The following is a 6,899-nucleotide window of genomic DNA, read 5'->3' on the forward strand; positions in this document are numbered from 1 at the left end:
GCCGGCGACCACCACGCAGGCCAAGCCCCGCCAGGTCACCTATTCGGTGACCGGCACCAAGGCGCCGTTCGACCAGATCACCATCACCTACATCGACGCCTCCGGGCAGCGACGGACCCAGAACAACGCCTACATCCCCTGGTCGCTGACGCTGACCCCGATCTCGCAGTCCGAGGTCGGGTCGGTGGAGGCCTCCAGCCTGCTGCGGCTGTCCAAACTGAACTGCACGATCACCTCCAGCGATGGGACCGTATTGTCATCCAACAGCAACGACGCCCCCCAGACGAGCTGCTGATGGTGGGCAGGGGTTCTCCCGCCGCGCGGGGTCGGGGCGCCGGCTCCCCGGCGACCACCGACCGGATCCTGCTCGGCGGGTGCGCGGCGATCTGGCTGATCCTGCTCGGCGTCAGCGTGGCCGCCCTGGTGGCGTTGGTCGATTTGGGCCGCGGCTTCCAGAAGTCCGGCGGCAGCTCGCACACCGCGCTGCTGTACGTGATCATCGGGATCTCCGCGCTGATCATCGTGGGGGCCATCCCGCTGCTGCTGCACGCCCGGCGCAACCCGCCCGCGCGGCCGGCGGGGGTGCCGGTCCGCCGGGCCGGCGGACCGCCGCGCCGGCCGGTGCAGCCGGGGCCCCGCGGCCGCAGCGACAGCCTGGCCACCGAGAAGTTCAGCGCCGGCGGGCGGGGCAGCGCGCCGCCGCCGGAGGACCTGGACCGGATCTGGCTGCGCGGCACCACCACCCTGGTGGGCGCGCTGGGCATCGCGTTGACCGCCGTCGCCGGGGCCACCTACCTGATGGCACTCGGCAAGGACGGGGCGGCGTGGGCCGGCTACGGGGTGGCCGCCGCGGTCACCGCGGCCACCCCGGTGATCCCGTGGCTGCATCTGCGCCAGCTGCGTGAGCTGGTCACCGACTCACGGCCACACTAGGATTCGGCTCCAGCCGGCCCGGGCGCGTTCGTAGCGCAGCCGCTGGTGCCGGCGCTGCGGATCGGCCTGCCAAAACTCGACGGCGTCGGCGGCCACCGCATAGGACACCCATTCGTCGGGCACCAGGGACGGGGTGCGGGCCAGTTCCAGGTGCGCCTTGTCCAGCGCCGCGTCGAGTTCGGCGGGATCGGTGTACGGGGCGCTTTGCCGGCGGGTCAGCGCCATCGCCCGGGAGCCCACCGGACGGGCCAGGAAATCGGCGGCGGTCACCGCCGGCGGGTCGGCGCTCACCACGCCGCTCACCCGGACCTGCCGCCCCAACGCGGGCCAATAGAACGTCAGCGCCGCCGCCGGATTGCCGGCGAGCTCGCGGCCCTTCTGGCTGACCGCGTTCACCGCGAAGTGCCAGCCGCCGTCATCGACATCCTTGAGGATCAGCACCCGCCCCGACGGACGGCCCGCGGCGTCGGCGGTGGACACCGTCATCGCGTGCGGTTCGGCGACGCCCGCCTCGATGGCGTGCAGCAGCCAGTCGGTGAACAGCGCGACCGGGTCGGCCGGAGCCCGCGCCGGATCGAACTGCGGGGCACGGCCGGTCAGCACCGGCAGCCCGCGCAGCACCCCCCGCAGGCCGCCCATGCGGTCAGTGCTGGCCGTCGGGTGACCCGTTGAGGCTGTCCTGGTGCTCGCGCAGCGCGGTCAGCGCCCGGTGCTCGGCGGCGTGCGCCGACTCCCGCAACGCGGCGTCTTCGCTGAGCGGGTCGGGCGTCAGGAAGCTGCCGCGGCCCGGCGAGCCGGCCGAGCCCAGCTTGTTCATCCGCTTGGGCACCGCGGCACCCTGGTACTCCAGCGGCAGCGGGTGGCCGTGGTCGTCGACCGGGCCCAGCGGCTGGTGCAGCTCGACGTAGGCGCCCTGCGGCAGCCGCTTGATGATGCCGGTTTCGATGCCGTGCTCGAGCACCGCCCGGTCGCTGCGCTGCAAGCCGATGCACCACCGGTAGGTCAGGAAGTACACGATCGGCGGCAACACCACCATCCCGATCCGGCCGATCCAGGTCGTCGCGTTCAGCGAGATGTGGAACTTCCAGGCGATGATGTCGTTCATCGCGGCCAGGGTCAGCACCATGTAGAACGCGATCGCCATCGCCCCGATCGCGGTGCGCACCGGGGCGTCCCGCGGCCGCTGCAACAGGTTGTGGTGCGCGTAGTCGCCGGTGAACTTCTTCTCCAGGAACGGATACAGCGTCAGCAGGCCGAACACCAGCCCCATGATCAGCGCCACCCCGACCGGGCCGGGAATGGTGTGGTGGAAGAAGTAGAACTCCCACGCCGGCCACAGACGGGCCAGGCCCTCGGTCCACATCATGTAGAAGTCCGGCTGGGACCCGGCCGACACCTGGGAGGGCTTGTAGGGGCCCAGGTTCCAGATCGGGTTGATCTGCAGCAGCCCGCCCATCAGGCCCAGCACCCCGACGATCATCGCGAAGAACGCGCCGGATTTGACCGCGAACACCGGCATCACCCGCACCCCGACCACGTTGTGCTCGGTGCGGCCCGGTCCGGGGAACTGGGTGTGCTTTTGGAACCACACCAACGCCAAATGCACCCCGATCAACGCCAGGATGATGCCCGGGATCAGCAGGATGTGCAGCGCGTACAGCCGCGGGATCAAGATGGTGCCGGGGAAGTCTCCGCCCATCAGCGCCCAGTGCATCCAGGTGCCGATCACCGGGATGCCCAACGTGATCGAGCTCAACGCGGCGCGCAGCCCGATCCCGGACAGCAGGTCGTCGGGCAGCGAGTAGCCGAAGTAGCCCTCGAACATGGCCAGGATCAACAGCAGCGACCCGATCACCCAGTTGGCTTCCCGGGGCCGACGGAACGCCCCGGTGAAGAAGATGCGGGCCAAATGCACCATGATCGCCGCGGCGAACATCAGCGCGGCCCAGTGGTGGATTTGGCGCATGAACAGCCCGCCGCGCACCTCAAAGGAGATGTCCAGCGCCGACTCGTAGGCCCGTGACATCTGCACGCCGCGCAGCGGTTGGTACACCCCGTTGTAGGTGACCTCGGTCATCGACGGGTCGAAGAACAGCGTCAGATACACCCCGGACAGCAGCAACACGATGAAGCTGTACAGCGCGATCTCACCCAGCAGGAACGACCAGTGGGTGGGGAACACCTTGTTCAGTTGGCGCCGCACCGCCGCCGACGGGTGATACCGGGTGTCGATGTCGTCGCCCTGCTTGGCCAGGGCACTACCGATGTCGAGTTTCGGACTCATGAGGTGCGCTCCCAGAATGCCGGCCCGACGGGTTCGGCGAAGTCGCCGTTGGCGACCAGGTATCCGTCGGTGTCAATGGTGATGGGCAACTGCGCCAACGCGCGCGCGGCCGGGCCGAACACCGGTTTGGCGAAGTGCAAGGCGTCGAACTGCGACTGGTGGCATGGGCACAGGATCCGGTAGGTCTGCTGCTCGAACAGCGACGACGGGCAGCCCAGGTGCGAGCAGATCTTGGTGTAGGCGAACAGGTCGCCGAAGTTGAAGCTCTCCTGGCCCTTGCGTTTGACCACCTTGGGCATGTCGGCGGGCCGAATGCGGATGAGCATCACCGGGTTACGGACACCCATCATGATCTCGTTGAGCTTCTCGTGCGACTCCGGGGTGGTGCCGTCGCCGTCGGACTCGCGCCACGGGAACACCGTCTCCATGCCGCCGGCGTCGATGTCGCTGGCGCGGATCTTGACGAACGGCGCGCCCAGGTGCTTGCCGGTGGCCCGGGCCAAATAGATGGTTTCGCCGGGGTAGCGCGGGGTCCAGCCCGACGTCCACAGCACGGCCTTCTTGCCCTCGGCGGTGTCGACGACCGGCTTCCACGGGTTCTTGATCAGGCCGCCGGCAAACGCCACCAGGGTGCCCAGCCCGAACGCGCCGAAGCCGATGCCCAACGACATGCCGATCAGCTTGCGGCGCCGGATGGTCGAGCCCTCCAGCGCGTCGGTGAGGTTGGCGGCCACCGTCTTGCGGTGAATCTCGGGGGAGGACCCGTCGTGCCGCTCCTGGATCGAGATCTCTTCGGGGATGAACTTTTTGACGAACAGCACCGCGCCGATCGCGATCGCCAGCACGGACAGCCCGAACGTCACGCCGTACAGCGGGGTGGTCAGCGGGTACAGCGCGCTGTTGCCCTTGTCGGCGTGCGGGTACTCCCACGGCCAGAACAAGAACACCAGCAGCAGCGCCAGCCCGAAACCGCCGCCCAGCAAAAACCACAGCGCCACCTGGCGTTCGGCGCGCTTCTCGGCCCGGGTGCCCTCGACCGGCCAACGCGGCTCCTTGTAGACGGTGTCCACACCGTCCAGGCGCCCGCCCAGTTCGACGAGTTCCTCCCGCGACATCGCGGCCAGTTCGGCGTCGCTGGGCTGCGCGCCGGTGACGTCGTTGTTCAGGTCGCTCACGATCGCGCCCCAATCCACAGTGCTGCGCCGATGGCGGCAACCATTCCGATAATCCACATCGCCATGCCCTCCGGGGCGGGCCCGAAGCCGCCCAGGCCGTAGCCGCCCGGGTCCTTCTCCTCGGTCACCGACTTGACGTAGGCGATGATGTCGCGCTTCTCGTCGAACGGCAGCTGACGGTCGGAGAACTTCGGCATGTTCTGCGGGCCGGTCAGCATCGCGGTGAGGATCTGCTGCTCGTTGGGGTCGGCCAGGTCCGGGGCGTACTTACCCGACGACAGCGCCCCACCCTTGCCGGTGAAGTTGTGGCAGGACGCGCAGTTGAGCCGGAACAGGTCGCCGCCGCGGCCCAGGTCGTTGCCGCGCAGCGATTGCTGAGCAAGGTGGCCCTGGCTGTCGCGGACCACGGTGGGGCCGCCACCGTTGGCCTGGATGTAGGCGCCCAGCGCGTCGGTCTGGTGGTCGTCGAAGATCGGTTCCTTGCGGGGCGCCTGGGCCTCGCCGCGGGCCGCGGGCATCCGGCCGGTGGACACCTGGAAGTACACCGCGGCCTCGCCGACCCCGATCAGGCTGGGGCCGCGGTCGGGCACACCCTGCAGGTTGGCGCCGTGGCAGGTCACACACGAGGTGTCGAACAGCTGCTTGCCGGTGCGCAGCTGCGCCGACGCGGACTCGTCGGCGACGGCGACCTGCGGGGTGGGGGTCAGCACCGCGGCCAGCCCGCCGGCCAGCACGAGCGCCACCAACAGCAGCAGCCCACCGGATGCGCGGCGGCGCAACCGCCGCCGCGCCACGGGACTGCTGGCTCGGGTCAACCCCAGTGTCTTCAACCGAACACTCCTGTTCATTGGGCGTCTGGTCATCGGATGAAGTAGATCGTGGCGAACAGCGCGATCCACACGATGTCGACGAAATGCCAGTAGTAGGAGACCACGATCGACGCGGTCGCCTGGGCCGGGGTGAACTTGCTCATCGCGGTGCGGGCCAGCAGGAAGATGAACGCGATCAGACCGCCGATGACGTGCAGGCCGTGGAAGCCGGTGCACAGGTAGAACACGCTGCCGTAGGCGCTGGACGGGATCGTGGTGCCGTGGCCCACCAGGTGGTAGTACTCGTAGCCCTGGCCGAGCACGAAGAACAGACCCATCAGGAACGTCACCACATACCAGCGGCGCAGGCCGAACACGTCGCCGCGCTCGGCGGCGAACACGCCCATCTGGCAGGTGAACGACGACGCGATCAGCACCAGGGTGACCGGCACCGCCTGATACAGATTCAGGTGGGTCGGCTCCGGCGGCCAGTCGCCGCCGGCTTGGGCGCGTGCCGTGAAGTACATCGCGAACAGCCCAGCAAAGAACATCAGTTCGCTGGACAGCCAGACGATGGTGCCGACACTGACCATATTTGGTCGGTTCAGCGAATGCACGCGCGACGTGATCGCAGTTCCCGAGGTCCCTACAGCGCTCGTCACATCCGCAAGTATGACGCTTTGTAGTTGTCGAACTCCAGCCGGGGCGGCAATTGTGTCGGGCCGGGTTGTTCTGCGCTGGTGGCGTGGCTTGGGTCCGGACGGGTCCTCGTGGGAGCATCGGCGCGTGGCCGAGTCTGTTGTGGGGGGATCCGCGGGGGCCATCGGCATGCCGCCGCCGGTGCCGGGTGCACCGTCGTGGTCGCAGGTGCTGGGCCGGCTGACCGCCGGCGTGGACCTGGCCCGCGGCCAGGCGGCGTGGGTGATGGACCAGATCATGACCGGCGCCGCGACGCCGGCGCAGATCGCGGCGTTCGGCGTGGCGATGAAGATGAAGGGCCCGACCGCCGGCGAGGTCAGCGAGCTGGCCGACGTGATGCTGCGGTACGCCCGCAAGGTGCCGACCGAGCGGATCGGCACCGATACCGTCGACGTGGTCGGCACCGGCGGCGACGGGGTCAACACGGTGAACCTGTCCACGATGGCGGCGATCGTGGTGGCCGCCGCCGGGGTGCCGGTGATCAAACACGGCAACCGGGCGGCCTCCTCGCTGTCCGGGGGCGCCGACACCCTGGAGGCGTTGGGGGTCCGCATCGACTTGGGCCCCGACGACGTGGCGCGCTGCGTCGCCGAGGTGGGGATCGGGTTCTGCTTCGCGCCGCAGTTCCAGCCGTCCTACCGGCACGCGGCCGCGGCGCGGCGCGAGGTCGGGGTGCCGACGGTGTTCAACCTGCTGGGGCCGCTGACCAATCCGGCCACCCCGCGGGCCGGCCTGATCGGCTGCGCCTTCGGCGATTTGGCCGAGGTGATGGCCGGGGTGTTCGCCGCGCGCCGCTCCAGCGTGCTGGTGGTGCACGGCGACGACGGCCTCGACGAGCTGACCACCACCACGACCAGCACCATCTGGCGGGTGCAGGCCGGCACCGTGGACCGGTTGACCTTCGACCCGGCCGGATTCGGGTTCGCCCGCGCCGAGCTGGGCCAGTTGTTGGGCGGCGACGCGGCGGCCAATGCCGCCGAGGCGCGGGCGGTGCTCGGC

The 6,899-nt window shown here is 69.5% G+C and carries 8 protein-coding genes; 3 read left to right on the forward strand and 5 right to left on the reverse strand.

Features of this window, described 5'->3' with window-relative positions; genetic code table 11:
- A partial coding sequence (locus BKN37_RS24730) for an MmpS family transport accessory protein (protein WP_242657352.1) occupies positions 1 to 295 on the forward strand: 295 nt, incomplete at its 5' end.
- Positions 295 to 933 carry a DUF2561 family protein gene (locus tag BKN37_RS24735; RefSeq protein WP_071029633.1) on the forward strand — a complete coding sequence of 213 codons (639 nt, stop codon included), beginning with the start codon at positions 295 to 297 and terminating at the stop codon, positions 931 to 933. The genes BKN37_RS24730 and BKN37_RS24735, both read left to right, overlap by 1 nt.
- On the opposite strand, the gene BKN37_RS24740 is transcribed toward BKN37_RS24735, so the two are convergent.
- The 5 genes from BKN37_RS24740 to ctaE are packed head-to-tail and all read right to left on the reverse strand — an operon-like array spanning position 919 to position 5,863.
- On the reverse strand, positions 919 to 1,572 hold the full coding sequence (locus BKN37_RS24740; protein WP_071029635.1) for a pyridoxine/pyridoxamine 5'-phosphate oxidase: 654 nt from the start codon (positions 1,570 to 1,572) through the stop codon (positions 919 to 921). The two genes, BKN37_RS24735 and BKN37_RS24740, sit on opposite strands and share 15 nt — an antisense overlap.
- A gap of 4 nt (positions 1,573 to 1,576) precedes the next feature.
- Entirely contained in the window at positions 1,577 to 3,217 is a 1,641-nt protein-coding gene (qcrB, locus tag BKN37_RS24745) for a cytochrome bc1 complex cytochrome b subunit (protein WP_071029637.1), read from the reverse strand.
- Positions 3,214 to 4,392, reverse strand: coding sequence for a cytochrome bc1 complex Rieske iron-sulfur subunit (qcrA, locus tag BKN37_RS24750; protein WP_071029646.1), 1,179 nt, complete (start codon positions 4,390 to 4,392; stop codon positions 3,214 to 3,216). Before qcrA ends, qcrB begins: the two co-directional genes overlap by 4 nt.
- Positions 4,389 to 5,222 carry a cytochrome bc1 complex diheme cytochrome c subunit gene (gene qcrC, locus BKN37_RS24755; RefSeq protein ID WP_423212838.1) on the reverse strand — a complete coding sequence of 278 codons (834 nt, stop codon included), beginning with the start codon at positions 5,220 to 5,222 and terminating at the stop codon, positions 4,389 to 4,391. Before qcrC ends, qcrA begins: the two co-directional genes overlap by 4 nt.
- A 29-nt stretch (positions 5,223 to 5,251) precedes the next feature.
- Positions 5,252 to 5,863 carry an aa3-type cytochrome oxidase subunit III gene (gene ctaE, locus BKN37_RS24760; protein ID WP_071029641.1) on the reverse strand — a complete coding sequence of 204 codons (612 nt, stop codon included), beginning with the start codon at positions 5,861 to 5,863 and terminating at the stop codon, positions 5,252 to 5,254.
- A 124-nt stretch (positions 5,864 to 5,987) separates the two neighbouring features.
- Between ctaE and trpD the strand changes: the two genes are divergently transcribed.
- A partial coding sequence (gene trpD, locus BKN37_RS24765; protein WP_095407201.1) for an anthranilate phosphoribosyltransferase occupies positions 5,988 to 6,899 on the forward strand: 912 nt, incomplete at its 3' end.

Source organism: Mycobacterium talmoniae (genome assembly GCF_001854525.1).
In the GTDB taxonomy this organism is placed as follows: Bacteria; Actinomycetota; Actinomycetes; order Mycobacteriales; family Mycobacteriaceae; genus Mycobacterium; species Mycobacterium talmoniae.

What these genes read in the sequence shown, in the direction of transcription:
- BKN37_RS24740 (WP_071029635.1), bottom strand. Translation starts at nt 1,572, where the DNA reads ATGGGCGGCCTGCGGGGGGTGCTGCGCGGGCTGCCGGTGCTGACCGGC.
- BKN37_RS24735 (WP_071029633.1), top strand. Translation starts at nt 295, where the DNA reads ATGGTGGGCAGGGGTTCTCCCGCCGCGCGGGGTCGGGGCGCCGGCTCC.
- qcrB (WP_071029637.1), bottom strand. Translation starts at nt 3,217, where the DNA reads ATGAGTCCGAAACTCGACATCGGTAGTGCCCTGGCCAAGCAGGGCGAC.